Source organism: Neisseria sp. P0021.S005 (assembly GCF_051956955.1).
In genome coordinates, this window is sequence record NZ_JBQCWY010000817.1 from 1 (window position 1) to 892 (window position 892).

General features: G+C 51.1%; 1 protein-coding gene. It reads left to right on the plus strand.

Annotated elements, in window-relative coordinates; genetic code table 11:
- The first annotated feature begins 25 nt into the window (after positions 1-25).
- A complete protein-coding gene (locus ACTHUE_RS19515; protein WP_049329917.1) occupies positions 26-754 on the plus strand; it encodes a YebC/PmpR family DNA-binding transcriptional regulator in 729 nt (242 codons plus the stop codon).
- Positions 755-892 lie beyond the last annotated feature (138 nt).

Genomic DNA, 892 nt, shown 5'->3' on the forward strand with positions numbered 1-892 from the left:
GCGTGAAAAAACGAAAGGAATCAACATGGCAGGCCATAGTAAGTGGGCAAATATCCAACACAAAAAAGCCCGACAAGATGCCAAACGCGGCAAAATCTTCACCCGTCTGATTAAAGAAATTACCGTTGCTGCCCGCATGGGCGGCGGCGATCCCGGCGCGAACCCGCGCCTGCGCCTGGCTTTGGAAAAAGCCGCTGAAAACAATATGCCTAAAGACAACGTGCAACGTGCCATCGACAAAGGTACGGGCAATCTGGAAGGCGTGGAATACATCGAGTTGCGTTACGAAGGCTACGGCATCGGCGGCGCGGCTTTGATGGTGGACTGTCTGACCGACAACAAAACCCGTACCGTTGCCGATGTGCGCCATGCGTTCACTAAAAACGGCGGTAACTTGGGTACCGACGGCTGCGTAGCGTTCAACTTCGTTCATCAAGGCTATTTGGTGTTTGAACCGGGCGTTGACGAAGATGCGCTGATGGAAGCAGCTTTGGAAGCCGGTGCGGAAGACGTCATCACCAACGACGACGGTTCCATCGAAGTGATTACCGCGCCGAACGACTGGGCCGGTGTGAAATCGGCTTTGGAAGCCGCAGGCTACAAATCTGTTGACGGCGACGTTACCATGCGCGCCCAAAACGAAACTGAATTGAGCGGCGAAGATGCGGTTAAGATGCAAAAACTGATTGACGCATTGGAAGATTTGGACGACGTACAAGACGTTTACACTTCTGCCGTGTTGAATCTGGACTAAACAGTTTAAAGAACAAAAGGCCGTCTGAAATTTCAGACGGCCTTTTTATATCGAAACCAATCAGATTTTTCTGGTTTTCAACCAAGCCCAAAGCAGCAGCAATACCACGAAGCTGAAATACAAAATACTCCACACCGG